Consider the following 23709-nt stretch of genomic DNA (forward strand, 5'->3'; position numbering starts at 1 on the left):
GGGCAGTCATCCCCGCCCGCGCCAGCCTTACAGATACCGGATCGTTACCTTGTCGGCCGCCTGCTTGGCCCGCGCCCGCGCGTCGTGGGTGTCGGTCCCGGTGGCCAACGCCACGCCCATGCGGCGGTTCTTGCGGGTGGTCGGCTTGCCGAACAGGCGGACATCAACCTCCTGATTCGCCGCCCCCAGGCTCAGTGCCTCGGCCAGCCCGTCGATGCGGAAACTCTCCGCTTCACGGTCTGCCAGGATGACGGCGGAAGCCGACGGGGCACGGCAAAGGATGTTTGGGATCGGCAGGCCCAAAATGGCGCGGGCGTGCAGTTCGAACTCCGACAGGTTCTGCGACAGCAGGGTGACCATGCCGGTGTCGTGCGGGCGCGGCGACAGTTCGGAGAAGATCACTTCGTCGGCCGTCACGAAGAACTCGACGCCGAAGATGCCGTAGCCGCCGAGATTGTCGACGACGCGTGCCGCCATCGCCTTGGCGTCGTCCAGCATCGTCTGCGGCATGAGGACGGGCTGCCAGGATTCCTGATAGTCGCCGCGCTCCTGCCGGTGGCCGATCGGCTCACAATAGAGGATGCCGTCACGGGTGCGGACGGTCAGCAGCGTGATCTCGTAGTCGAAGGGGACGAACTCCTCGACGATCACCTTGCGACGGTCGCCGCGCATGTTCGCCACGGCGTACTCCCAGGCGGCCTCCAGTCCGGCGGCGTCCCGCACCGTGCTCTGCCCCTTGCCCGATGACGACATCACCGGCTTGACCACACAGGGGAAACCGGTGTGCTCCGCCCCGGCGCGCACCTCCTCCAGACTCTCGGCATATCGGTAGCGCGACGTGCGCAGGCCGAGTTCGGTGGCGGCGACCTCGCGGATGCGGTCGCGGTTCATCGTCATGGTGGCGGCGCGGGCCGACGGGACGACCGTGGTGCCGGCATCCTCGAACTCGTGCAGCACCTCGGTGCGGATCGCCTCCACCTCCGGCACGATATAGTCGGGACGGTGCCTGGCGATGGCAGCGCGCAGGGCGTCGGCATCCAGCATGGAGAACACCTCCGCCTGGTCGGCGACCTGCATGGCCGGCGCGTTGGCGTAGCTGTCGCAGGCGATGACCTCGCAGCCCAGCCGCTTGGCCGCGATGACGAATTCCTTGCCCAGTTCCCCGGAACCGAGCAGAAGGATCCTGGCGGTGAACATCCACGCACTCCCGATATTGGCGACAGCTTGGGCGAACCATAGGGCTTCCCGCCGGCCGGGCCAAGTCCCGCCGTCAGCCTCCCGTATGCACCGGGGAAACGGGACGTTGCCGGCTAAAATATTTCTAAAATGAAATTATAATGGTGGCGGATGAAAAACTCCGCTCATGCGTTCATGCGTAAATGAAGGCGTTATTTCCCGGAGGCGGCGATGGAAACGGCAATACGGCGCGGGTTTCTTGGCAGCAGAACCGCGATGGCTGCCTGCCTGACCGTCTCGCTGGCCCTGCCCGGCTGTGCCGGCAACGGAAATGACGACATAGCCGGAGCGCTGCTAATCGGTGCGGCCGTGGTGGGGCTGGGCGTGCTAGCCGCCACCTCTGGCAATGACGATGATGGCGATTACAATCGAAGCCGCCATCATCGCCATCGTGGCGGCTACGACAACAGCGGCTATTATGGAAATGGCTATAGCGGTGGCTATGGTGGCCGAGGCTACAGCCGTTATGCCGGCAACGGCCAATGCGACGATGCGCGCTACCGCACCTCCAACGGCGGGCATGCGGAATCCGGCACCGACGAGTGGGATTGCCGCCGCTTCGGCGACGGCCGGAAATAGGCGCCGAGCGGTTGACCGAGGATTGGTCGATGGCCGATCGGTGGACTGCCGGTCAGCGCCGCTGCCGCTCCAGGTTCTTCCGCAAGATGGCGGCGATGATCAGCAGGAAGGCCAGGAGGCGCAGCAGATAGACCCAGCTCTGCTCCTCCCGCTCCAGGCCGCCCAGCGCCAGCACGATCTGGTTCAGCGCCAGCAGCAGAAAGGCCAGCGCAAAGCTGACGAACAGCGCATCGCGCGTCCGCTTCCAGAAGCTGAGAAAGAACAGCCCGGCGATCGCATAGAGAGCGGCAAGCGCCCCGGTGAAAAAGCTGGAGGTGGTGGGCAGCATCACTCTGCATCCCAGATGAAGCCGTACAGCAGCACGCCCACGCCAGCCATGGCGGAGAACTGGCGCAGCGGCAGAAGGTCGATCTGCGTCGGCAGAACGACCACGTCGATGAACAACAGGAGATTGTTGACTGCCAGCCCGACGAAGCACAGCGTGCTCCACAGCAGAAGCCGGCTGTGCGAGCGCAGCCAGTTGCGCAGCAGCAGCAGCATGCACAGCAGGCTGGCGGCAAAGCACAGCAGATAGACCGCCGACTTCACGACATCCATGTCAGCGCTCCCACCCCGTTCTTCCCCCGCCGGGGACGGCACGCATTCCTGACTGTCAGACAGGTGCTCATCTCATTCACTGGTTTCAATCGTTGAGGCGGAAGCGAAAGGAATCGGCAAATATCTGCACTTTGTTGCCGGGCGCGGCGAAGATCTCCCGGATGATGGCGGACGGACGGGTGGCATAGGCCTGCGCGATCTCCTCCACCCACTGGTCCAGAAGTGGGGCGGCCGGGCGGTAGCGGTGACGGCCGTCGGCCTGGGCAACCAGCAGACCGGCGCCAAGGAAGCCTGCCAGGGCCTCCTGCACCACCACCTCGCTGCCACGCAGTTCGCTGACCAGATCGCCATTCGACCAGTCGCGGCCAGGGTTCCGTCGCAGCAGAAGAAGAAGCTCCAATGCCCAGACAGACCGGATCGAACCTCGCAGCAGGGTAAGCGCATCGTCGGACAAAACCATGAACCAGAACCTGACCTGATATGCACAACCGACGGCGTGGGGTAACGCCGTCCTCGATCCCCCTCATCGCCCCCTGACGGCCTCCGCCGGGGTGAGAGGGGCATGCAAATCCAGCGCGCGCCGCAGGGCGCGGGCCAGATCACCGTTGCGGTACGGCTTGGACAGCGTTTCCGCCCGGCCCAGAACAGCCCCCAGGACGGCACCGGGATCGGCGGTGGCGTCGGTGCCGGTGGACGCGCCGGCCTCCGGTTCCGGCGCTGTGGTACCGTTGGCATAGCCCGAGGCGAACAGCACCCGCAGCGATGGATGACGGCGCAGCCCCTCCAGCGCCAGTTCGCGCCCGTTCAGGCCGCCCGGCATGACAATGTCGGTGAACAGGAGATCGACCGGCTGGCGGTCCAGGAGGGTGAGCGCCGCCTCCGCCCCGTTGGCCTCCTGGACGCGGTAACCCAGCGCCGCCACCGCCTGTGCCGCGACTGATCGCACGTCGGCGTCGTCATCGACCACCAGCACGGTCTCGCCACGGCCTGCGAAGGATTCGTCGGCGCCGTCCTCGTCGGTGGTCGCACCATGGAGGGCATCCACCGCCGCCCGCGGCAGATAGAGGCGGAAGGTGGTGCCGATCCCCGGCTTGCTATCAATGCCGATCAGCCCACCCGACTGCTTGACGAAGCCATGGATCATGGCGAGGCCCAGGCCGGTGCCCTTCCCTGTTTCCTTGGTGGTGAAGAAAGGCTCGAAGGCACGCTCCAGAACGTGCGTCGGCATGCCACATCCGCTGTCCGCCACCGACAGCAGGATATAGTCACCGGCCGGCACCGACATGCCGTGACCGGTCTGCGGCTCGGCAAAGCGGGTGTTGGCGGTGCTGATACGCAGGGTGCCGCCGCCGGGCATGGCGTCACGGGCGTTGATGACGAGGTTCAGCAGCGCCGACTCCGCCTGCGAGCGGTCGACCGAGGCGATCCACAGCGGCTCGGCGTCGGCCGGCGGCGCGTCGATCGAAATGCTGACGGCGCCGCCCAGCGTGCGCTCCATCAGTTCGCCCATACCGGCGACCAGATCGCCAAGATCGACCGGTTCCGGGTGAAGCTGCTGACGCCGGGCAAAAGTCAGCAGCCGCCGGGTCATGTCGGAACAGCGCAGCGCCGCCTGCAAGGCCATCTCCGCCCGCCGCGCCGCCTTGGGATCGTCGGCAAGACCGGGGACAAGCCGTTCCAGGCTGCCGATCACCACCATCAGCATGTTGTTGAAGTCATGGGCGATTCCGCCGGTCAACTGACCAACCATTTCCATCTTCTGGGCATGGGCAAGCTGCTGCTGGGCCTGGCGAGTTTCCGTCACGTCCATGATGGTGCCGAACAGCTCGGCCGGCCGGCCGTCCTCGTCACGCACCACCACCGCCTGGTCCAGCAGATGGCGTTCACCGCCGTCCGGCCCGCGCCAACGATACTCCACCATCGTCAGTCCGGTGTCGTGAATCGACGCCAGCTGGCGCAGCACGCGGCTGCGGTCGTCCGGATGCAGGCCGGATTCCCAGAAATTCGGGTCCTCGATGAAGCGGGCGGAGGCGCAGCCCAGCACCGTCTCCGTCGTGTCGGACAGGTAGCGGAACGGAATGCCCGGCGTCAGGTCAGCGGTATAGAGCACGATGGGAAGCTGGCCCAGAATCAGCGCCTGCCGCTCCTCCGACCGCCGCAGCGCCTGTTCGGCCTGCCGCATCTCCCGCCGTACCCGCTCATTCTCGTCCAGCAGGCGCTGCTTGGCCTCGACCTCGCGCTTCACCTCCTCCGTCTTGCGGTAGAGGTCGACGAAGACCGCCACCTTGCATTTCAGGATCTGCGGATCGACCGGCTTGAACATGTAGTCCACGGCGCCGGAGGCATAGCCGCGGAAGATGTGGGTCTCGTCCTTGTTGATGGCGGTCAGGAAGATGATCGGAATGTGCCGCGACTTCTCGCGCAGGCGGATCAGTTCCGCCGTCTCGTAGCCGTCCATGCCGGGCATGTGCACGTCCAGCAGGATAAGGGCGAAATCCTGGCGCAGCAGATGCTTCAACGCCTCTTCGCCAGAGCGCGCGAGCACCAGCTGCGCTCCCATATCCTCCAGCGTCTCGCGCACGGCGAACAGGTTCCGCGGATCGTCGTCGACGATCAGGATGGCGACGTCCGCCCTGTCGGGCTGCGGATGTGAATCGGTGGTCATGATTCCGCTTTCCCATCCCGCGGGAACGGTGGCCGGCGGCGGCATAACGGTGGCCGAAGGAGTCGTCACGGGGACGGCGGGCACGACCTCCACCCCGCCTGTCGGCTGGGTACTGGCCGACTTGACGCTGGTGGTGCCGAGCAGGCGAGACCGACGGGCCGCCGGCAGCGGGCTGGGCGCGGGCGGGACGAACGGCGCACGCCGCACCGCTCGTAGGGGTTGCAGCTTGCGCCGGGTCATGCCTGCACCCCGCCGCGCGGTTGCTGCCGGCTGCTCCTGGCGGTCCAAATCCGCAACAGCGACAGCAGATGATCGATGTCCACCGGCTTGGCGATGTAATCGGTCGCCCCGGCTTCGATACACTTGTCGCGATCGCCCTTCATTGCCTTGGCGGTGACCGCGATCATCGGCAGGGCACGGAACTCGTCGATGCTGCGGATCGTGCGCATGGTCTCATAGCCGTCCATCTCCGGCATCATAATATCGACCAGAACCACGTCCACATTGGGGTCGGCGCGGAGCCGCTCGATCCCCTCGCGCCCGCTTTCGGCATGAAGGACCTCGATCCTGTGGGATTCCATCACGCTGGCCAGCGAGAAGATGTTGCGGATGTCGTCGTCGATCACCAGCACCCGCTTGCCGGCCAACGCCGGGTCGTGCTGGCGCAGATCCAGGATGCTGCGCCGCTTCTCGTCGGGCAGCCGGTCGACAGCGCGGTGCAGGAACAGGGCGGTTTCGTCCAGCAGCCCGGCCGGCGACCGTGCGCTCTTAAGCACCACGGTTTCGGCCAGCCGACGCAGCCGCGCTTCGTCCTCCGCCGCGATGTCGGCCGCGACATAGACCACCACCGGCATCCAGGCGAGTGTATCGCGGGTGCGTAGCCATTCCACCAATTCGAAATCAACCGCAACCGGGCCGGACAGGGTAGGGCTCGAGAGATCCAGCACCATGCAGTCGAACTGGTCGGCGCTCAGCGCCGCCATCGCCGCCTCGATCGAGGTGACGGTGTGCGTCTCGACGTCGCCATTGCCGATCAGGGCGGCGACGCCGCCTGGCTGCGGGCTGTCCTTTTCCACCACCAGCAGCCTGCGGTGGTCGCGCTCCTTGAAGCTCTTGACCCGGTTCAGGGCGTCGAAGATCGCCTCGCGCTCAACCGGCTTTTCCGAATAATCGAAAGCGCCCATCGCCAAGCCGCGCCGCCGCTCGTCCTTGGCGGAAATGACATGAACCGGAATGTGCCGGGTTTGCGGGTCGCGCTTCAGCAGGTCGAGCAGCGCCCAGCCGTCCATGTCCGGCAGCCCGATGTCGAGCAGCACGGCGTCGGGCCGATATTTGCGCGCCAGCGGCAACGCCGCAGCCCCACCACTGGACAGGATGGTGCGGAAGCCCTTCTCCCGCGCCAAGTCCAGCAGGATGGAGGCAAAGGTGTTGTCGTCCTCGACGATCAGCACCACCGGCTCGCCCGGACGGAGCCGCTCGCGGTCGTCGCTGGCAGGCTGCATGTCCAGCAGCGCCAGCCCTTCCTGCGGACCGGACGCCACCACCGGCCGGGTCGCCGTTTCCGTCCGCTTGGGAAGCAGGGCGGCCGGCGGCATCGTGGCGCTGGCCGCCGCAATGGCGGGGGTGCCCAGAGGAGTGACGGGCTCGGCGACGATGTCATAGCTGCGCGGCACAAACAGGGTAAAGGCACTGCCCTTGCCGGGCGTGCTGGCGACACGGATTTCACCGCCCAGCAGCCGGGCGATTTCGCGGCTGATCGACAGGCCGAGACCGGTGCCGCCGTATTTGCGGCTGGTGGTGCCGTCGGCCTGCTGGAACGCCTCGAAGATGATGCGCTGCTTGTCCTCGGGGATGCCGATACCTGTGTCGATGACCGTGAAGGCCAGCACCGAGGACGCGGCGTCCAGGGTCGGGTGGGCGGCACTCCAGCCTTCCGTAGCCGGGGCGACCCGGAAGGTGATGCCGCCGGTTTCGGTGAACTTGAAGGCGTTGGACAGCAGGTTGTTCAGCACCTGGGCCAGCCGCTTCTCGTCGGTCTGGATGCTGGCGGGCAGCGCCGCGTCCATCTCGATTGCGAAGTCCAGCTTCTTCTCCTGCGCCAGCTGCGCGAAGGTGCGCTCCACATGGTTGCGCAGGTCGCCCAGCACGACCTCGCCGATCTCCAGGGTCACTGTGCCGGATTCAATCTTCGACAGATCGAGGATGTCGTTGATCAGGCCCAGCAGGTCGGAGCCGGCGGAATGGATGGTGCGGGCGAATTCCACCTGACGGTCGGACAGGTTGGTGTCGGGGTTGTCGGCAAGCAGCTTCGACAGGATCAGCAGGCTGTTCAGGGGCGTGCGCAGCTCGTGGCTCATGTTGGCTAGGAACTGCGATTTGTATTTGGAGGTCAGGGCAAGCTGTTCGGCCTTCTCCTCCAGCGCCGCCTTGGCGAACACGACCTCTCGGTTCTTGCGCTCCACCTCGATGTTCTGCTTCTCCAGCTGCTCGGCCTTCTCCTCCAGCGCCTCGTTGGTGGTGGTCAGCTTTTCCTGCTGGGCCTTCAGCAGCTCTTCCGACTTGCGCAGCGAGGCGGCCTGCTGTTCCAGCCGCTCGTTGGTGGTCTTCAGCTCCTCCTGCTGGCTTTGCAGCTCGGTGGTCAGGCGCTGGGACTGCTTCAGCAGCCCCTCGGTGCGCATGTTGGCGGCGATCGTGTTCAGAACGATGCCGATGCTCTCGGTCAGCTGCTCCAGGAAGCTCTGATGCGTCTCGCTGAAGCGCCCGAAGCTCGCCAGCTCGATCACCGCCTTCACGTCATCCTCGAACAGCACCGGCAGGACGATGATGTTCAGCGGCGGCGCCTCGCCCAGGCCGGAGCTGATGGCGACATAGTCGCGCGGCACGTTGGTCAGCAGGATGCGCTTCTTCTCGTAGGCGCACTGCCCGACCAGACCTTCCTTCAGGTGGAAGCGGTTGGACAGGTTCTTGCGCTCCTTCAAGGCGTAGGAGGCGACCAGTTCCAGCAGCGGCTCGTCGCGGTCGCGGGTGGCGACATAGAAGACGCCATGCTGCGCATTCACCAGCGGCGCGATCTCCGACAGGATCATGTTGGAGACGGTGACCAGATCGCGTTCGCCCTGGAGCATGCGGGTGAATTTGGCGAGGTTGGTCTTCAGCCAGTCCTGTTCCGCATTCTTCAGCGTCGTGTCGCGCAGATTGCGGATCATCTCGTTGATGTTGTCCTTCAGCGCCGCGACCTCGCCCATCGCCTCCACGGTGATGGAGCGGGTCAGGTCGCCCTTGGTCACTGCGGTGGCGACCTCGGCGATGGCGCGCACCTGGGTGGTCAGGTTCGCGGCCAGCTGGTTCACGTTTTCGGTCAGATCCTTCCACAGCCCGGCGGCACCCGGCACGCGGGCCTGACCGCCCAGCTTGCCTTCGATGCCCACCTCGCGCGCCACGTTGGTGACCTGATCGGCGAAGGTCGCCAGCGTGTCGATCATCCCGTTGATGGTGTTGGCCAGTGCCGCGATCTCGCCCTTGGCGTCCACCGCCAGCTTGCGCTTCAGGTCGCCGTCGGCGACCGCGGTGACGACGCTGGCGATGCCGCGCACCTGACCGGTCAGGTTGGCCGCCATCATGTTCACATTGTCGGTCAGGTCCTTCCACGTCCCGCCGACCCCCTCCACTTTGGCCTGTCCGCCAAGCTTTCCTTCGGAGCCCACCTCACGCGCCACGCGCGTCACTTCCGAGGCGAAGCTGTTCAGCTGGTCCACCATCGTGTTGATGGTCGATTTCAACTCGAAGATTTCGCCCTTCACGTCGACGGTGATCTTCTTCGACAGATCGCCCTTGGCGACCGCCGTCGTCACCTCGGCGATATTGCGGACCTGACCGGTCAGGTTGGCCGCCATCATGTTCACGTTGTCGGTCAAATCCTTCCAGGTGCCGGCAACCCCCTTCACCTGCGCCTGGCCGCCCAACTTGCCCTCGATGCCCACCTCGCGCGCCACGCGGGCAACTTCCGAGGCGAAGCTGTTCAGCTGGTCCACCATCGTGTTGATGGTCGATTTCAGCTCCAGAATCTCGCCCTTCACGTCGACGGTGATCTTCTTCGACAAGTCGCCGTTTGCCACGGCGGTCGTCACTTCAGCGATGTTGCGGACCTGACCGGTCAGGTTGGTCGCCATCGCGTTCACATTGTCGGTCAGATCCTTCCAGGTGCCGGCAACCCCCTTCACCTGCGCCTGACCGCCCAGCTTGCCTTCGGAGCCCACCTCGCGTGCCACGCGCGTCACCTCCGAGGCGAAGCTGTTCAGCTGGTCCACCATCGTGTTGATGGTCGATTTCAGCTCCAGAATCTCGCCCTTCACGTCGACGGTGATCTTCTTCGACAAGTCGCCGTTTGCCACGGCGGTCGTCACTTCGGCGATGTTGCGGACCTGACCGGTCAGGTTGGTCGCCATCGCATTCACGCTGTCGGTCAAATCCTTCCAGGTGCCGCCAACGCCCTTCACTTGGGCCTGACCGCCCAGCTTGCCTTCGGAACCCACCTCGCGTGCCACGCGCGTCACTTCCGAGGCAAAGCTGTTCAGCTGGTCCACCATCGTGTTGATGGTGTTCTTCAGCTCCAGAATTTCGCCCTTCACCGGCACGGTGATCTTCTTCGAGAGGTCGCCGTTCGCCACGGCGGTCGTCACATCGGCGATATTGCGGACCTGACCGGTCAGGTTCGCCGCCATCAGATTCACGCTGTCGGTCAGATCCTTCCAGGTGCCGCCGACACCCTCCACCTTCGCCTGACCACCCAGCTTGCCCTCCGAGCCCACCTCGCGCGCAACGCGCGTCACTTCCGAGGCGAAGCTGTTCAGCTGGTCCACCATCGTGTTGATGGTCGATTTCAGCTCCAGAATCTCACCCTTCACATCGACGGTGATCTTCTTCGACAGGTCGCCCGTCGCGACGGCGGTGGTCACGTCGGCGATGTTGCGGACCTGTCCGGTCAGGTTGGCCGCCATCATGTTCACGCTGTCGGTCAGATCCTTCCAGGTGCCGCCGACGCCCTCGACCTTGGCCTGACCGCCCAGCTTGCCTTCGGAGCCCACCTCGCGCGCAACGCGCGTCACCTCCGAGGCGAAGCTGTTCAACTGGTCCACCATCGTGTTGATGGTGGATTTCAGCTCCAGAATCTCACCCTTCACATCGACGGTGATCTTCTTCGACAGGTCGCCCTTGGCGACCGCGGTGGTGACTTCGGCGATGTTGCGAACCTGACCGGTCAGGTTTTCCGCCATCATGTTCACATTGTCGGTCAGATCCTTCCAGGTGCCACCGACACCCTCGACCTTGGCCTGACCACCCAGCTTGCCTTCCGAGCCCACCTCGCGCGCAACGCGCGTCACTTCCGAGGCGAAGCTGTTCAGCTGGTCCACCATCGTGTTGATGGTCGATTTCAGCTCGAGGATCTCGCCCTTCACATCGACGGTGATCTTCTTCGACAGGTCGCCCTTGGCGACCGCGGTCGTCACTTCGGCGATGTTGCGGACCTGACCGGTCAGGTTCGCCGCCATCACGTTGACGTTCTCGGTCAGATCCTTCCAGCTGCCGGCGACGCCCTTGACCTGGGCCTGACCGCCCAGCTTGCCTTCGATGCCGACCTCGCGCGCCACGCGCGTCAGTTCGGTGGTGACGGTGACGAGCTGGTCCACCATGGTGTTGACGTTGCGGGCGGTGCGCAGGAATTCACCCTGCAGCGGCCGGCCCTCGATCTCAAGCGCCATGGTCTTGGACAGGTCGCCCTTGGCGACAGCGCCGATGACGCGGGCGATTTCCGTCGTCGGCTGGATCATATCGCCGACCAGCGTGTTGATGCTGTCGACGCAGGTTTCCCACCCGCCGGACGCATTGTTCAGCTTGGCGCGCTGGCTGATGCGGCCTTCCTTGCCGATGGCGACGCTGAGTCGGCTGACCTCGGCGGTCAGGTTCTGGTTCAGTTCGACCACGTCGTTGAAGGCGGCGGCAATTTCGCCGTCGATTCCGGTGAGGTCCAGCGGCAGCCGTACCGAGAATTCACCCTTGCGCAATTGCCGCAGGGCCATCAGCAGAACCTTCGGATCCAACGCGTCCGCCGTCTCGACCATCGCCGTCATGCCGTTCCCCAATCCGCGCGCCGTGCCCACCATGGACCGCGCTCTGCCCATCCCCAGGACCGCCCGACTGCGCGGTCGAAGAAAACTTAGGCCAACACAACCGGGATTCCGAACGTCCGCACCGACAGTGTGCGCACTCCATCCTCATCCGGAGCGTGACTGCGCAGTCCTACAGCCCCGCACCATGAAGTAAAGGCGATTCGGGTCAACTTGGCCTTTCGTATAAATTCTAACTTCCGGCGTAAGTGCTATGCCTATAACTTAGGATGGGGCTGGAATTTTCTTGAGCTTGGCCGGTCTTATCACGGGCTCAACTCAGCCGAGCGGCCGATGTGCAAAGCTCAGGCTCCGGAACGATTCGACGGCCGCGACCGTTATAAACTCAGCCATGGCGGGACTTTTCAGCAGCTGCCGCTTTCCGCAAGGCAAGACGACCCGACACTTCACAGCCCGAGGCTTGGCAATGACTTTTTGGACGTTTCCCATGCAGGCTTCGATGTGCTGCATGCTCTCTTGGATGCGCGCCTGCCAACAGGGTGCTGCCCTTGCCCACTCCTTTTCCGGAATGCCTCTCCTCACCCAGCCGCCGCCTCCGGCCAACGTGTTGCCCTTCCCGGCACGCCGTACGGCGCGTGGGGGTGGGTTCGTCGGTTCGGCCGTGGTGATCCCGCTCGGACGGCGCTGATCGCCCCTAAACGCCCGCTCACGCAATTGTGTAGACCCTGTGATTTGCCGATGGCCGGCCGCAGACCTATGGTTAGTGGCAGGAATGGTCCGTTCGGGAGAGGGTCGATGCTGTTCAAGTTTCCCACCGCGTCGCAGGCACGCGAAGACGAGGTGACGCCGCGGGAGTTGTTCCTGTCGCGCCGCAGCCTGATCGCCGGTGGCGCCGCCGCCATGGCGCTGGGCAGCCTGCCGGTTTGGAGCGGCAACGCGCTGGCAGGCCCTTTCCAGGCGGCGACCACGATCAAGCCGGCCGATCCGAAGTTCGATCCGACGACGCCGATGAAGTCGGCCACCAGCTACAACAACTTCTATGAGTTCGGCACCGGCAAGAGCGATCCGGCCGAAAACGCAGGCACTCTGAAGACCCGTCCCTGGGAAATCGCCATCGGCGGCGAAGTGGCCAAGCCGATGACCATCGGGATCGAGGATCTGTTGAAATTCCCGATGGAGGAACGCGTCTACCGCCTGCGCTGCGTCGAAGGCTGGTCGATGGTGATCCCCTGGGTCGGCTTTTCGCTGGCGGAACTGCTGAAGCGGGTTGAGCCGACCGGCAACGCAAAATACGTCGCCTTCCAGACCCTGAACGACCCGAAGCAGATGCCGGGCCTGCGCTCCTGGGTGTTGGACTGGCCCTATACCGAAGGGCTGCGGCTGGACGAGGCGATGCACCCCCTGACCATGCTGGCCGTCGGCATGTATGGCGAGGTGCTGCCCAACCAGAACGGCGCCCCGATCCGGCTGGTGGTGCCATGGAAATACGGTTTCAAGTCGATCAAATCGATCGTCAAGATCTCGCTGGTGAAGGAGCAGCCGGCCACCGCCTGGAACAAGTCGCAGCCGCGTGAGTACGGCTTCTATTCCAACGTCAATCCGGACGTCGACCATCCGCGCTGGAGCCAGGCGACCGAGCGGCGCGTCGGCGAATTCTCGCGCCGCAAGACCCTGCCCTTCAACGGCTATGGCGAAGAGGTCGCGTCGCTCTATGCCGGCATGGATTTGAAGGCGAATTACTGACCATGGCCGCCCCCCTCGCCTCCGCCGGCGGCGTCGATGTGCGCGCCGCCGCGAACGCCGCCCTCACCTCGCGCTGGGCCAAGCCCGTCGTCTTCACCCTCGCCCTGGTTCCGCTGGTCTGGACCGTCTGGCTCGCCTACACTGGCGAGTTGGGGGCGGAGCCGGTGCTGGAGAGCGTCAAGGCCAGTGGGCTGTGGGCCTTGCGCTTTCTGCTGATCGCGCTGGCGCTGAGCCCGCTGCGGATGCTGACGGGGGTGGCGGGGCTGGCGCGCTTCCGCCGGATGTTGGGGCTGTTCGCCTTCTTCTACGCAGCCGTCCACCTGTCCACCTATGTCGGGCTGGACCAGTTCTTCGACTGGGCGGCGATCTGGAAGGAAATCGTCAAGCGGCCCTACATCACGGTCGGCATGGGGGCTTTCCTGATCCTGACCTTGTTGGCCGCCACCTCCACCGACGGCATGGTGAAGCGCTTGGGCGGCAAGCGCTGGCGCGTCCTGCACAAGGCTGTGTTCGTCGCCGGGCTGGCTGGCTGCCTGCACTTCATCATGCTGGTGAAAGGCTGGCAGACCACACCGCTGGTCTATGCGCTGATCTGCGTCGGGCTGCTGGCCTTCCGCCGCTGGCCGATCCGGTTGGGACGGGAAAAGGACCGGCGGCGGAAGGATGAGACACCTGCGGTCAGAACACGGCCCGCAACAGCCCGACGGTCCGGCGAAGCGCCAGAACCGCACTTTCCGGATGGAAGCTCCCCCGCTCGTCGCAGTTGAAGCCGTGGCCGGCCGGATAGACATGCACCGGCGCCCATGGATAGCGCGACCGCACCCCCTCGGCGACCGACAGCGGGATGGCGTGATCCTGCTCGCCGAAATGCAGCAGGGTCGGCACCCGCGGGGGGCTGTCCAGCGTCTTGCCGATATCGCCGCCGTAATAGCAGACGGCCGCCCGCACCGGCAGCGACGCCGCCGACGCCCAGGCGACGCTGCCGCCCCAGCAATAGCCGACAATGGCAGCCGCCCCGTCGCCCCCCAGATAGGCCAGCGCCGCCGAGACATCCTGCAGGGCGTCGGCAATCGCCACCGCCCCCTTCAGGGCGATGCCCCGCTTGATCCCGGCATCGTCATAGGGCAGCTCCACCCCGCGTTCGGCCCGGTCGAACAGGTCAGGCGCCACGGTGGTGAAGCCCTGCTGGGCGAAACCGTCGCAGACGCTGCGGATATGATGATTGATGCCGAAGATCTCCGGCGCCACGATCAGGCGCCCGATTTCCTCGCCCCTGGCCGGCGCGCGATAGGCGCGCATCCGGTGGCCGTCCGCCGCCGTCAGTTCGATCCAGCCGGCAGCCGTTGCGTCACTCATGTCCCGAACCCTCATCTTTGCAAGACCGCTCACGGAGGTCCAGGCGGTCGTTGCGGACAATCATAAGGGTCTGAAACGTCAGGGCAACTGGCGACAGGGCGGCGCCCTGCCTCCTTCGGCATATCCACCCTTCCCTTCGTGTTATTGCTTCGTCAGGTTTCGGTCCGTGGCCTCCAAGGCCGGCCTACCCATGACGAGGTGAATCGTGCGCAACTTCGCTTTCCTTGCCGTCTTCACCGCCCTGACCGGCGCCGCCGTCTCCGCACAGGCGGCCGACACCTACAAGTTCAACCTGCACAACAAGTCGTCGGACTACGTCATCAGCGGTTTCCGCACCTATGAGGGCGGGACCTGGAGCAAGAACTGGATCGACTTCAAGCTGAAGCCCGGCGAATCCGCCGAGATGGACTGGGGCAGCAACGAGGGCAACTGCGTCGTGCCCTTCAAGGTCGACTGGGTCGGCTATGAATCGGAGAAGTTCAGCGTCGACTGGTGCAAGGTCAAGAACATCTACATGAAGGATCAGGGCTTCAGCTTCGACTGACCGGCTTTCAACCGGCTGCCGGGGGCGCTGCGAACCGTCGTGGCGCCCCCTAATGACAAGGGCCTCAGGCTGCGCGAATGCCGGACAGGAAGGTCTCGATCTCCCGCCGAAGGTCCGCCGCCTGACGGGTCAGGCCGGTGGAGGCGTCGAGAACCAGCGATGCCGCCTGCCCGGTCTGCGCGGCGGCCTCATGCACCTGCGCGATGTTGCCGCTGACCTCGCCCGTGCCCTGGGCCGCCTGCTGGACGTTGCGGGAAATCTCCGCCGTGGTGGCACTCTGCTCTTCGATGGCGGCGGCGATGGTCGCGGCGATCTCGTTCATCGTGCTGATGGTTCCACCGATCCCTTCGATGGCGCTGACCGTGCCCTGGGTGGCGTTCTGCACGCTGTCGATCTGGGCAGAGATGTCCTCGGTCGCCTTGGCCGTCTGGTTGGCCAGCTGCTTCACCTCACTCGCCACGACGGCAAAGCCCTTGCCCGCCTCGCCGGCGCGTGCCGCCTCGATGGTGGCGTTCAGGGCCAGCAGATTGGTCTGGCTGGCGATGGACTGGATCAGCTTCACCACTTCACCGATACGCGCCACCTCTCCTGCCAGGTTGCGGACGGAACCGGTGGTGTCCTGCGCCTCCCTCACCGCCTGAGCGGCGACGCTGTTGGAGCGGGAGACCTGTTCGCTGATCTCGCGGATCGACGCCGTCATTTCCTCGGTCGCGGAGGCCACCGTCTGCACGTTCATCGAGGTCTGCTCGGCCGCCGAGGTGGAGGCGGAGGCCTGCCGGCTGGTCTCCTCCGCCAGCGTGGCCATCGAATCGGCGGTTTCGCTCAATTGGGCGGAGGCACCGGAGACGCTGTTCAGGATGGCCGACACAGTGCTGTCGAAGTCATGCACCATCCGTTCAACCGTCGCCGTGCGCTTTTCGCGGGCGGCGCGCTGGGTTTCCTGATCGGCTTCCAGCCGCACGCGCTCCACGGCACTTTCCTTCAGCACCTGGATGGCCCGCGCCATGGCGCCGATCTCGTCCGGCAGCTTGGAATAGGCGATGTCGACGCCAAGGTCGCCGTCGGCCAGCCGCACCACGGTGGAGGTCAGCGAGCCCAGGCGCCGCGTCACCTGCACCGACAGCACGATCAGCACAATGCCGAAGGTGATGCAGACCGCAGCCAGAACCAGGCCGGCCAGGATCAGCTGTGTCCAGGCTTCGGCAATGCTCTCCTCGTTGAGCTGATGGGCGACGGCAAGGGACGCATCGCGCATCACCAGGATGTTGTTCAGCATTGGCGTCACCCAAGGACGCCAGTCGGCCAACGCGACCGGAGACGGCGTGCCTTTCCGCGCTGCGTCGAGCACGCTCTGGAAACGCTGCTCCCCCTCCGTCATCATGGTGGAGCGCACATGGTCCAGCGCCTTGGTCAGTTCAGGCGGATTGCCGAGATTCAGCACCGCCTGCTGCATCATCTGCCACAGGACGGCGACCTTGCCGGTCATTTCCGTCGCCGCCTGCAAGCGGTCCGGCCCGAACGGCATGCCGGCGACGAACAGCCCGACCGATGCAGACCTTGTGCCGCCGATGTCGCGCATGTCCTGAGCCAGACGCGCCAGATTGACGTGTCCGAACAGGTCGGAGCCGTTGACGATGGTGGACCGGTAGGTGTCGTCGATCGCCTTGCCGACACTCTGGTTGGCTGAGGCGATGGCGTCGATGGTGACCGCGGCGATGGTCGCCGGGCGGGCAGGCTTGGCCTGCTCCGCCGCCTGTCGGGCCGCGGTGCGGGCGGCCTTCATCTGGCTGGCGGCGTTCAGGATGGGACCGGTGGACAGGCCGGCGGCCTCCATCCGCGCCCGCGCCTTTTCGATCGCGGCGTCGGTGACACCGACGGCGTCGTCCAGCGGCTTGGCGGTGGCAGCCTCCAGCGGCTTGTCACTGTCGAACGCCACCGCCCATCGCCCGCGTTCGCTGGCCAGCAGGGGGCCGATCTGCAACGTCGCCTCGAAGGCGTAGAGCGAGCGTTCGGTCCGGTGGCGCTGCTGCAAGGCGCCGACCGCATCCCATGCAAGGACTGCCGCCATACAGATGGGAAAGGCGGCGATCAGGATATTCGCGCACAGAATCTTGGTACGAATATTCATGCGAGTCCCCCAGGCGGCTGACGCCGGATTCTGATTGTGTCCGGTAGCAGCCATGAAAGTAATTGTATTTCGTCCGTCAGTCACTTAGGGGCCGTCCGGAGCCCGATGCGATCGGCTCGGGACCCAGACCGATCGGCGCCGGTTTCCCATCGAAGCCCGAAGGCGGTACGCACATTGTACATATTCTGCGCGCTAAATATATTTGATATTCCCTTGTGATAAACTATTCTTCGCTGTAGCGTGACCCGAGCCGTCGAACGCCAAGACAGGCATCGGCCGTAAAGCGCCGAAGACGGCGAACCAACCCAACCTCGCATGCAAGAAACATTGGGCATCAACCGATGAAATGGCTGAAATCGCTTCTCGTCGCCGGCCTCCTTCAGGTCGCTGCCGTCTCCGCCGCCCAGGCTCAGGCCGACCTGGACCGCATCAAGGCCGACGGCGTGCTGAAGATCGGCACCGAAGGCACCTATGCCCCTTTCACCTACCATGACGCATCGGGCGCGCTCGTTGGCTTCGACGTGGAGATCGGGCGCGAGATCGCCAAGCGCATCGGCGTGAAGGCGGAGTTCCTGGAGGGAAAGTGGGACGGGCTGATTGCCGGCCTCGACGCCCGCCGCTACGACGCCGTCATCAATCAGGTCGGCATCACCGAGGCGCGCAAGGCGAAGTATGATTTCTCCGACCCCTACATCACCAGCCGCGCCGTGCTGATCGTGAAGGGCGACAACAGCGTGATCAAGAGCTTCGCCGACCTGAAGGGCAAGAAGTCAGCCCAGTCGCTGACCAGCAACTTCGGCAAGCTGGCGGAGGCGTCGGGCGCGCAGTTGGTCGGGACCGACGGTTTCGACCAGTCGATCCAGCTGGTCCTAAACGGCCGGGCAGACGCGACGGTGAATGACAGCCTATCCTTCCTCGATTTCAAGAAGCACAAGCCAGACGCCAACGTGAAGATCGCCGCGACCCAGGACAATGCCGACCAGTCCGGCATCATCGTCCGCAAGGGCGAGGCCAAGCTGGTCACTGCCATCAACGAGGCGCTGACCGCCATCAAGGCCGACGGCACCTATGCGGCGATCTCGCAGAAGTATTTCGGCGCCGACGTTTCCAGGTAACCGTCCCGCTTTATATTCAGGCTTTCAACAATGCCCCCTGCCCGTCCGGGCCGGGGGCATTGTCGTTCCATCATCAATCGTCATTCCATCCTCACGAGAGGCACCTTCCCCGTGCTGCACTGGCTTACCCTGATGGCGGACTCGCTTCCGTCGCTGCTGTGGGCGGCGCTGGTCTTCACCGTTCCGCTGACGCTGGCTTCCTTCGCGCTGGGCCTGATCGTCGGGCTGGTCGCGGCGGTGGTCCGGCTGTTCGGGCCGGCCCCGCTGGCCGCCATCGTCCGCTTCTATGTCTGGATCATCCGCGGCACGCCGCTGCTGGTGCAGCTGTTCCTGATCTTCTACGGCCTGCCCAGCGCCGGCATCGTGCTGGACGCCTTCCCGGCCGCACTGATCGGCTTCACGCTGAATGTCGGCGCCTACACCTCCGAGATCATCCGCGCCGTCATCGGCTCGGTGCCGAAGGGCCAGTGGGAAGCCGCCTATTCCATCGGCATGAGCTGGTCGCAGGCGATGCGCCGCACCATCCTGCCGCAGGCCGCCCGCGTCGCCGTGCCGCCGCTGTCCAACAGCTTCATCTCGCTGGTCAAGGACACCTCGCTCGCCGCCGCCATCACGGTGCCGGAGCTGTTCCAGGCTGCCCAGCGCATCGTCGCCACCACCTACGAGCCGCTGATCCTCTATGTCGAGGCGGCGTTGATCTATCTCGTGCTCAGTTCCGTCCTGTCGGCGCTGCAAGTCCGCTTGGAGAAGCGGCTCAACCAGTATGGCGGTTTCCTGGAGGCCAAGTCGTGATCCGGCTGACGAACATCGAAAAGCGCTTCGGCGACCTGACCGTGCTGAAGGGCGTATCGGTCACCGTGGCAGAGGGCCGCGTCACCGCCCTGATCGGCCCGTCCGGCGGCGGCAAGAGCACGCTTCTGCGCTGCATCAACCTGCTGGAGATCCCAACCTCCGGCACCGTGCGCATCGGCGAGGAGGAGTTGAGCTTCCAGCCCGGCGGCAAGCCCGGCTGGAAGGACATCCAGCGGCTGCGCGGCCAGACCGGCATGGTGTTCCAGAACTTCCAGCTCTTCCCCCACCGCACGGCCGTGGAGAATGTGATGGAGGGGCTGGTGACCGTGCAGAAATGGCCGGCGGAAAAAGCGCGCGACCGCGCAATGGCCTTGCTGCGCAAGGTCGGCATGGACCATAAGGCCGATGCTTGGCCAACGACCCTGTCCGGCGGACAACAGCAGCGCGTCGCCATCGCCCGCGCGCTTGCCCCGTCGCCACGCGTGCTGCTGTGCGACGAGCCGACCTCCGCCCTCGATCCTGAATTGTCAGGCGAAGTTGTGGACGTGTTGGGGGCGCTGGCGGCCGAGGGCACCACCATGGTGATGGCGACCCACGACCTGCGGCTCGCCTCGCGCATCGCCCAAGAGGTGGTATTCCTTGACGCTGGGCAGGTCGTGGAAGCCGGCCCGTCGCAGACGCTGTTCAGCCACCCCAGCCGTGAGCGCACCCAACGCTTCATCGCCACCCTGACTCAGCACGGACAGCGGGGCAAGGGGGTCTGAAGGGGACCACCGGCCATCGGCAAGAGCCGGCGCCAAGCAGCATTCAAGAGAGGAATGCTGCTCCGCCGGCATCGACAGGATGAATCAGAAAGCATTTTGCCCGCAGCCGCTGATCACCCCACCTTCTCATTCAGAATAGCAACAGCATCATACCGGCCACAGAGGTGCCCCTTACTGATTCAATTCGGGACTATGCGTACTATACCAAAAGATAAACAACGACTGGTCGCAGTATTATAACAGATTTTACCACCTATTCGTTAAGTCTGTGAAAAATGCCTCACTATTGCCCCAGCTGTCTTGACCATCTTGGCGCCGCATCAAAACCGCTAAGGATACGGATCAATGGCCACGACCTCCGGGAACTCGACCATCACGGTGAGCGCGAAGGGTACCCTCGACGCGCATTTCAACCTGCTGGTCGACAGCAAGAAGATCGGTGAGGGCACCACGGATGCCACGGCCAAGGACTTCGTCTTCAAGACGGACATCGTTCAGGGCCAGGGTCACAAGGTGGAGGTCCAGTACGACAATGACGGAATCTTCCACGGGACCGACCGCAACCTGATCGTCAACGAAATCACCATCAACGGGAAGTCTGTCCTGCCGACCGACGACCATGTGTCCTACGACAAGGGCGCGCTGGACGGCCGCAACGTCGCCGATGGTCAGGCCGGCCTGTGGTGGAACGGCACGCTGGTCGTCGACGCGGACAAGAGCTATTTTCCCACTTCCGCGGTGACGACTCCCACCGTTCCGCCGGTCAGCGAGGCGCCGTCGACCGACCCGACGCCCTCCACTCCCGCGCCATCGGTGCCGAAGCCGACCGAGCCAGGCTTCTATGTGGCCACCAACGGCAACGACAGCTGGTCTGGCAAGCTGGCAGCCCCAAATGTCGACGGCACCGACGGTCCCTTTGCCTCGCTGCAGAAGGCGCAAGCCGCGATGCGCGCCGACCCGAACATCGACACCACTTATATCCGTGGCGGCGATTACCACCAGAACGGCCTGTGGCTGGACGGCCAGGATTCCGGCGTCACCTTCGCCGGCTATGGCAGTGAGAAGGCAGTGATCCACGGCGGGTCGAATGCGTCCGTGTCCTTCGGTCTCGGCGGCGCCAAGAACGTCACCATCGAAGGCCTGACCTTCGCCGACGGCGTCGTTGGCGGCCACTATGTCTTCGCCGACAATGCCTCCGGCCTGACCTTCGCCAACAACGCGGTGAAGGGCGGCGGTTATGGCATCACGGTGCAGAACAGTGCCGACAGCAAGGTAATCGGCAACCAATTCGACAGCACCGGCGCCGAGGCGATCTTCGTCAAGGCCGGCTCCAACGCCACCATCGTGTCGGACAACCACATCACGCACCCGAACGCCGCAGACCGCGGCGATGCCGGCATCTGGATCAACGGCAGCTCCGACGTCCAGGTGACGCATAACCTGGTCGAGGATTCGCCAGAGAAGGCCATCGCCGTCGGCTCGGTGCAGACGGACGGCAGCGACGCCACCCACCGGGTCACCATCGCCAACAACAAGGTGGTAGACGCCAACCTGGAATCGAACGACGGCGGCGGCATCTACCTGATCAACCGCCAGCAGGACCTGACCGACCACACCGTGGTCAACAACGAGGTAACCGGCACCACCGCCACCAACCCGTCGGGCGACGTGGCGAGTTGGGGCATCTATCTCGACGACTGGACCAGCGGCGCCACGGTGAAGGGCAACATCGTCCATGGCAACATCGGCGGCGTATTCCTGCATGGCGGCTGGGACAACACGGTCACAGAGAACGTGATCGCCGACAACAGCGGCGCCCAGATCGGCCTTCAACAGCCGGTCGCCTGGAGCGGCTGGCAAGGCCACCAGATGAGCGGCAACGACATTTCCGGCAACGTCGTCGATGTCAGAGACGGCACTGCGGTCCACATCTACGGCCCGGCCAATGTCGGCAACTTCCACAACAATTTCTACAGCAACCTGGACACGTCGAAGGACATGTTCGACGTCTGGCCGCAGGTGATGGCGGGCGGCGGCAAGGGCGATCTGGCCGAGTGGAAGGCCGCCGGCTACGACAACGGTTCGGTGCAGCTGGACCCGGCCTTCGTCAATCCAGGTGCCCATGATTACAGCCTCGCGTCCAACTCGCCGGTCTACGGGATGGGTTTCGATCACATCCCCACCCATGACATCGGGCTGATCGGCTGACCGACCTCAATCAGCCATCCTGACTAGCGGGCCGTCCGGCGACGGATGGCCCTTTTTGCAGTTGATGATGCCGGGAACCGGCACATCGCGAGCATGTTGTTGAAAACAGGATCCATCGAAAGCCACGCCACTTCCGCGAGGAGGCATTCATGTTCGAAGGCTTCCATCTCGAGATGGTGGAACTGCCGAAAGCGACCTTGCGCGTGCGCCATGGAGGGGATGGCTCGCCCGTCCTGCTTCTCCATGGGCATCCCCGCACCCATGCCACATGGCACCGCGTCGCCCCGCTGCTGGCCGGCTCACATACCGTCGTCTGCCCGGACCTTCGCGGCTTCGGCCGGTCGTCAAAGCCGGCCGATACCCCCGATCATGCGGGATCGTCCAAGCGCGCCAAAGCCGGGGACTGCATCGCGCTGATGCATCACCTGGGCTTCGAACGCTTCGCCATCGTCGGGCATGACCGGGGATCCTACACGGCCTTCCGCGCTGCGATGGATCATCCGCAGGCCATCACGCATCTGGCCGTTCTGGACGGCGTGCCCATCGCCGAGGCGTTGGGGCGCTGCAATGCCCGGTTCGCCCAGTCCTGGTGGCATTGGTTTTTCTACGGCCAGCCCGACAAGCCGGAGCGGGCCATCCTCACCGATCCGGATGTCTGGTACGGCGGCTCGCCCCAGGAAATGGGATCCGAAGCCTATGCCGATTACCGCGCCGCCATCCACGACCCGGACACGGTCCACGGCATGATGGAGGACTACCGTGCCGGGCTCGGCATCGACCGGGAGCATGATGAAGCGGACCGGCGGGCCGAGCGGACCATCGCCTGCCCGACACTGGCCCTGTGGTCACAACGGGACGACCTCGAAGCCCTTTATGGCGACGTCCTCGCCGTCTGGCGGCCGTGGGCGCCCGACCTGTCCGGCCGTGGACTGGACTGCGGCCATCACATGGCCGAGGAAGCACCGGCGGAGCTTGCCCGGGAACTCCTGACTTTCCTGGCACTTCAAGGCAGAACGTGAGACCTCGCCGCCGGGATCAGGCACAACCAGGGGGAACCGCATCACGGCTCCAGTAAACCCACGTCCTTCACTGCGCCGATCAGGAACTCCTTGTTGCCTTCCGGCCCAGTGATCGGGCTTTCGGTGATGTCCAGCACACGCCAGCCCGGCAGCGCGTCCAGCCACGTGCGGATGCGGTCGCAAACTTCCTGGTGCAGTTCGGGTTCGCGCACCACGCCGCCCTTACCAACGCGGCCCTTGCCGACCTCGAACTGCGGTTTGATCAGGGCGACCAGCCGGCCGCCCGGCACCACGAGGGCCAGTGCGGCCGGCAGCACAATCTCCAGCCCAATGAAGCTGGCATCGCACACCACGAGGTCGATGGGATCGGGAATTTCGGCGGCAGTCAGATGGCGGGCGTTGGTCTTTTCCAGAACCGCCACGCGGGGATCGTTGCGCAGCTTCCAGGCCAGCTGGCCGTGGCCAACATCGACGGCATAGACCTTGGCCGCCCCGCGGGTCAGCAGGACATCGGTAAAGCCGCCGGTGGAGGCGCCGACATCGACCGCAGTCAGGCCGGTGGGATCGATGGCGAAAACGTCCAACCCCTTCACCAGCTTCAACCCGCCGCGCGAGACCCAGGGATGGTCCTGCCCCTTGACCGCCAGCGGGGCCTCCGCCGCGATCAGATCGCCGGCCTTGTCGATACGCTTGGTGTCGGAATAGACCAGCCCGGCCAGGATCAGCGCCTGCGCCTTGGCGCGGCTTTCCGCCAGCCCACGCTCCACCAGCGCCACGTCAACCCTCACCCGTGCCATAGCGTTGCCCTTCGCTCTCCCGCAATGGCGCATTCCTGACG

General features: G+C 64.9%; 18 protein-coding genes. 9 read left to right on the forward strand and 9 right to left on the reverse strand.

Translation table 11 applies throughout. From position 1 onward, the window contains the following. Positions 1-27: 27 nt before the first annotated feature. Complete coding sequence (gene purT, locus E6C72_RS18665) at positions 28-1197, reverse strand: formate-dependent phosphoribosylglycinamide formyltransferase (RefSeq protein ID WP_109084624.1); 1170 nt, start codon at positions 1195-1197, stop codon at positions 28-30. A gap of 255 nt (positions 1198-1452) precedes the next feature. Between purT and E6C72_RS18670 the strand changes: the two genes are divergently transcribed. Further along, complete coding sequence (locus E6C72_RS18670; protein WP_247875520.1) at positions 1453-1815, forward strand: hypothetical protein; 363 nt, start codon at positions 1453-1455, stop codon at positions 1813-1815. 52 nt (positions 1816-1867) lie between these two features. Here the strand turns inward: E6C72_RS18670 and E6C72_RS18675 are convergent, their stop codons facing one another. The 5 genes from E6C72_RS18675 to E6C72_RS18695 all read right to left on the reverse strand — a co-directional run bounded on the left by E6C72_RS18675 (position 1868) and on the right by E6C72_RS18695 (position 11238). Continuing rightward, on the reverse strand, positions 1868-2143 hold the full coding sequence (locus E6C72_RS18675) for a DUF5985 family protein (RefSeq protein WP_109084626.1): 276 nt from the start codon (positions 2141-2143) through the stop codon (positions 1868-1870). Continuing rightward, positions 2143-2412: a DUF5985 family protein gene (locus E6C72_RS18680; protein WP_199228696.1), complete on the reverse strand. Its 270-nt coding sequence runs from the start codon at positions 2410-2412 to the stop codon at positions 2143-2145. Before E6C72_RS18680 ends, E6C72_RS18675 begins: the two co-directional genes overlap by 1 nt. Before the next feature lie 85 nt (positions 2413-2497). Beyond that, entirely contained in the window at positions 2498-2872 is a 375-nt protein-coding gene (locus E6C72_RS18685) for a hypothetical protein (protein WP_109084627.1), read from the reverse strand. Between the two features lie 63 nt (positions 2873-2935). Continuing rightward, positions 2936-5077: a response regulator gene (locus E6C72_RS18690; RefSeq protein WP_109084628.1), complete on the reverse strand. Its 2142-nt coding sequence runs from the start codon at positions 5075-5077 to the stop codon at positions 2936-2938. A gap of 236 nt (positions 5078-5313) precedes the next feature. Beyond that, entirely contained in the window at positions 5314-11238 is a 5925-nt protein-coding gene (locus E6C72_RS18695; protein WP_211100502.1) for a HAMP domain-containing protein, read from the reverse strand. A gap of 759 nt (positions 11239-11997) precedes the next feature. Here E6C72_RS18695 and msrP point away from each other — a divergent pair. Further along, positions 11998-12945: a protein-methionine-sulfoxide reductase catalytic subunit MsrP gene (msrP, locus tag E6C72_RS18705; protein ID WP_109442971.1), complete on the forward strand. Its 948-nt coding sequence runs from the start codon at positions 11998-12000 to the stop codon at positions 12943-12945. A gap of 2 nt (positions 12946-12947) precedes the next feature. After that, positions 12948-13712, forward strand: a complete 765-nt coding sequence (locus E6C72_RS18710; RefSeq protein ID WP_109442972.1) for a sulfite oxidase heme-binding subunit YedZ — start codon at positions 12948-12950, stop codon at positions 13710-13712. Here E6C72_RS18710 and E6C72_RS18715 read toward each other — a convergent pair. Next, positions 13624-14301 carry a dienelactone hydrolase family protein gene (locus E6C72_RS18715; protein ID WP_109442973.1) on the reverse strand — a complete coding sequence of 226 codons (678 nt, stop codon included), beginning with the start codon at positions 14299-14301 and terminating at the stop codon, positions 13624-13626. The genes E6C72_RS18710 and E6C72_RS18715 overlap by 89 nt on opposite strands. A 205-nt stretch (positions 14302-14506) precedes the next feature. On the opposite strand from E6C72_RS18715, the gene E6C72_RS18720 reads away from it, so the two are divergent. After that, complete coding sequence (locus E6C72_RS18720; protein ID WP_109442974.1) at positions 14507-14845, forward strand: hypothetical protein; 339 nt, start codon at positions 14507-14509, stop codon at positions 14843-14845. Between the two features lie 64 nt (positions 14846-14909). On the opposite strand, the gene E6C72_RS18725 is transcribed toward E6C72_RS18720, so the two are convergent. Next, positions 14910-16973 carry a HAMP domain-containing methyl-accepting chemotaxis protein gene (locus E6C72_RS18725; RefSeq protein WP_109442975.1) on the reverse strand — a complete coding sequence of 688 codons (2064 nt, stop codon included), beginning with the start codon at positions 16971-16973 and terminating at the stop codon, positions 14910-14912. A 341-nt stretch (positions 16974-17314) separates the two neighbouring features. On the opposite strand from E6C72_RS18725, the gene E6C72_RS18730 reads away from it, so the two are divergent. From E6C72_RS18730 to E6C72_RS18750, 5 genes are all read left to right on the forward strand, one after another. After that, positions 17315-18088, forward strand: a complete 774-nt coding sequence (locus tag E6C72_RS18730; RefSeq protein WP_109442976.1) for an amino acid ABC transporter substrate-binding protein — start codon at positions 17315-17317, stop codon at positions 18086-18088. 132 nt (positions 18089-18220) lie between these two features. After that, the gene (locus tag E6C72_RS18735) at positions 18221-18880 is read left to right on the forward strand and encodes an amino acid ABC transporter permease (RefSeq protein ID WP_371298448.1); all 660 of its coding nucleotides are present in this window, start codon (positions 18221-18223) and stop codon (positions 18878-18880) included. After that, the gene (locus E6C72_RS18740) at positions 18877-19644 is read left to right on the forward strand and encodes an amino acid ABC transporter ATP-binding protein (protein WP_109442978.1); all 768 of its coding nucleotides are present in this window, start codon (positions 18877-18879) and stop codon (positions 19642-19644) included. Before E6C72_RS18735 ends, E6C72_RS18740 begins: the two co-directional genes overlap by 4 nt. Positions 19645-19989: 345 nt before the next feature. Next, positions 19990-21852, forward strand: coding sequence for a right-handed parallel beta-helix repeat-containing protein (locus E6C72_RS18745; protein ID WP_109442979.1), 1863 nt, complete (start codon positions 19990-19992; stop codon positions 21850-21852). 149 nt (positions 21853-22001) lie between these two features. Next, positions 22002-22871 (forward strand): alpha/beta fold hydrolase, encoded by an 870-nt coding sequence (locus E6C72_RS18750; RefSeq protein WP_109442980.1) that lies wholly within the window; start codon positions 22002-22004, stop codon positions 22869-22871. A 41-nt stretch (positions 22872-22912) separates the two neighbouring features. Here the strand turns inward: E6C72_RS18750 and E6C72_RS18755 are convergent, their stop codons facing one another. After that, on the reverse strand, positions 22913-23668 hold the full coding sequence (locus tag E6C72_RS18755; protein WP_109442981.1) for a TlyA family RNA methyltransferase: 756 nt from the start codon (positions 23666-23668) through the stop codon (positions 22913-22915). Between the last annotated feature and the right edge of the window lie 41 nt (positions 23669-23709).

Origin of the sequence: Azospirillum sp. TSH100, from assembly GCF_004923295.1 — a bacterium.
Classification (GTDB): Bacteria; Pseudomonadota; Alphaproteobacteria; order Azospirillales; family Azospirillaceae; genus Azospirillum.

Coding starts and splice junctions, on each gene's coding strand:
- purT (WP_109084624.1), bottom strand. CDS start 1,197: ATGTTCACCGCCAGGATCCTTCTGCTCGGTTCCGGGGAACTGGGCAAG.
- E6C72_RS18670 (WP_247875520.1), top strand. CDS start 1,453: ATGGCTGCCTGCCTGACCGTCTCGCTGGCCCTGCCCGGCTGTGCCGGC.
- E6C72_RS18675 (WP_109084626.1), bottom strand. CDS start 2,143: ATGCTGCCCACCACCTCCAGCTTTTTCACCGGGGCGCTTGCCGCTCTC.
- E6C72_RS18680 (WP_199228696.1), bottom strand. CDS start 2,412: ATGGATGTCGTGAAGTCGGCGGTCTATCTGCTGTGCTTTGCCGCCAGC.
- E6C72_RS18685 (WP_109084627.1), bottom strand. CDS start 2,872: ATGGTTTTGTCCGACGATGCGCTTACCCTGCTGCGAGGTTCGATCCGG.
- E6C72_RS18690 (WP_109084628.1), bottom strand. CDS start 5,077: ATGACCACCGATTCACATCCGCAGCCCGACAGGGCGGACGTCGCCATC.
- E6C72_RS18695 (WP_211100502.1), bottom strand. CDS start 11,238: ATGGTGGGCACGGCGCGCGGATTGGGGAACGGCATGACGGCGATGGTC.
- msrP (WP_109442971.1), top strand. CDS start 11,998: ATGCTGTTCAAGTTTCCCACCGCGTCGCAGGCACGCGAAGACGAGGTG.
- E6C72_RS18710 (WP_109442972.1), top strand. CDS start 12,948: ATGGCCGCCCCCCTCGCCTCCGCCGGCGGCGTCGATGTGCGCGCCGCC.
- E6C72_RS18715 (WP_109442973.1), bottom strand. CDS start 14,301: ATGAGTGACGCAACGGCTGCCGGCTGGATCGAACTGACGGCGGCGGAC.
- E6C72_RS18725 (WP_109442975.1), bottom strand. CDS start 16,973: ATGAATATTCGTACCAAGATTCTGTGCGCGAATATCCTGATCGCCGCC.
- E6C72_RS18730 (WP_109442976.1), top strand. CDS start 17,315: ATGAAATGGCTGAAATCGCTTCTCGTCGCCGGCCTCCTTCAGGTCGCT.
- E6C72_RS18735 (WP_371298448.1), top strand. CDS start 18,221: ATGGCGGACTCGCTTCCGTCGCTGCTGTGGGCGGCGCTGGTCTTCACC.
- E6C72_RS18745 (WP_109442979.1), top strand. CDS start 19,990: ATGGCCACGACCTCCGGGAACTCGACCATCACGGTGAGCGCGAAGGGT.
- E6C72_RS18750 (WP_109442980.1), top strand. CDS start 22,002: ATGTTCGAAGGCTTCCATCTCGAGATGGTGGAACTGCCGAAAGCGACC.
- E6C72_RS18755 (WP_109442981.1), bottom strand. CDS start 23,668: ATGGCACGGGTGAGGGTTGACGTGGCGCTGGTGGAGCGTGGGCTGGCG.